The organism is Lactiplantibacillus dongliensis, assembly GCF_005405105.1.
GTDB classification, from domain to species: Bacteria; Bacillota; Bacilli; order Lactobacillales; family Lactobacillaceae; genus Lactiplantibacillus; species Lactiplantibacillus dongliensis.
Genome location: NZ_BJDK01000063.1, coordinates 1 through 1,745, shown reverse-complemented (window position 1 = coordinate 1,745; position 1,745 = coordinate 1). Strand labels below are relative to the sequence as shown.

Genomic DNA, 1,745 nt, shown 5'->3' with positions numbered 1-1,745 from the left:
CTTTGAAAACTGAACAAAGTTTCGACGAATCAAATGTGTAGGGTCTATCAATTCTTGAATTGGTAGCAAACATTTGCGAAGTCAATTCGCTAGCAAATAAATTTTGAAACAACAATTAAATGAGCTTTTTTAGAACTCATCATTAATTTGAGAGTTTGATCCTGGCTCAGGACGAACGCTGGCGGCGTGCCTAATACATGCAAGTCGAACGAACTCTGGTTATTGATTGAAGGTGCTTGCACCTGATTGATTTAACATTTGAGTGAGTGGCGAACTGGTGAGTAACACGTAGGAAACCTGCCCAGAAGCGGGGGATAACACCTGGAAACAGATGCTAATACCGCATAACAACTCGGACCGCATGGTCTGAGCTTGAAAGATGGCTTCGGCTATCACTTTTGGATGGTCCTGCGGCGTATTAGCTAGATGGTGAGGTAAAGGCTCACCATGGCAATGATACGTAGCCGACCTGAGAGGGTAATCGGCCACATTGGGACTGAGACACGGCCCAAACTCCTACGGGAGGCAGCAGTAGGGAATCTTCCACAATGGACGAAAGTCTGATGGAGCAACGCCGCGTGAGTGAAGAAGGGTTTCGGCTCGTAAAACTCTGTTGTTAGAGAAGAACATATCTGAGAGTAACTGTTCAGGTATTGACGGTATCTAACCAGAAAGCCACGGCTAACTACGTGCCAGCAGCCGCGGTAATACGTAGGTGGCAAGCGTTGTCCGGATTTATTGGGCGTAAAGCGAGCGCAGGCGGTTTTTTAAGTCTGATGTGAAAGCCTTCGGCTTAACCGGAGAAGTGCATCGGAAACTGGGAAACTTGAGTGCAGAAGAGGACAGTGGAACTCCATGTGTAGCGGTGAAATGCGTAGATATATGGAAGAACACCAGTGGCGAAGGCGGCTGTCTGGTCTGTAACTGACGCTGAGGCTCGAAAGTATGGGTAGCAAACAGGATTAGATACCCTGGTAGTCCATACCGTAAACGATGAATGCTAAGTGTTGGAGGGTTTCCGCCCTTCAGTGCTGCAGCTAACGCATTAAGCATTCCGCCTGGGGAGTACGGTCGCAAGACTGAAACTCAAAGGAATTGACGGGGGCCCGCACAAGCGGTGGAGCATGTGGTTTAATTCGAAGCTACGCGAAGAACCTTACCAGGTCTTGACATACTATGCAAATCTAAGAGATTAGACGTTCCCTTCGGGGACATGGATACAGGTGGTGCATGGTTGTCGTCAGCTCGTGTCGTGAGATGTTGGGTTAAGTCCCGCAACGAGCGCAACCCTTATTATCAGTTGCCAGCATTAAGTTGGGCACTCTGGTGAGACTGCCGGTGACAAACCGGAGGAAGGTGGGGATGACGTCAAATCATCATGCCCCTTATGACCTGGGCTACACACGTGCTACAATGGATGGTACAACGAGTTGCGAACTCGCGAGAGCAAGCTAATCTCTTAAAACCATTCTCAGTTCGGATTGTAGGCTGCAACTCGCCTACATGAAGTTGGAATCGCTAGTAATCGCGGATCAGCATGCCGCGGTGAATACGTTCCCGGGCCTTGTACACACCGCCCGTCACACCATGAGAGTTTGTAACACCCAAAGTCGGTGGGGTAACCTTCGGGGACCAGCCGCCTAAGGTGGGACAGATGATTAGGGTGAAGTCGTAACAAGGTAGCCGTAGGAGAACCTGCGGCTGGATCACCTCCTTTCTAAGGAATATTACGGAAACCTACACAC

Annotated in this window: 1 rRNA gene; it reads left to right on the top strand. The window is 49.3% G+C overall.

What is annotated here, in order from left to right:
• The first annotated feature begins 143 nt into the window (after nucleotides 1–143).
• Nucleotides 144–1,717: ribosomal RNA gene (locus FFM80_RS14335) — 16S ribosomal RNA — on the top strand.
• Nucleotides 1,718–1,745 lie beyond the last annotated feature (28 nt).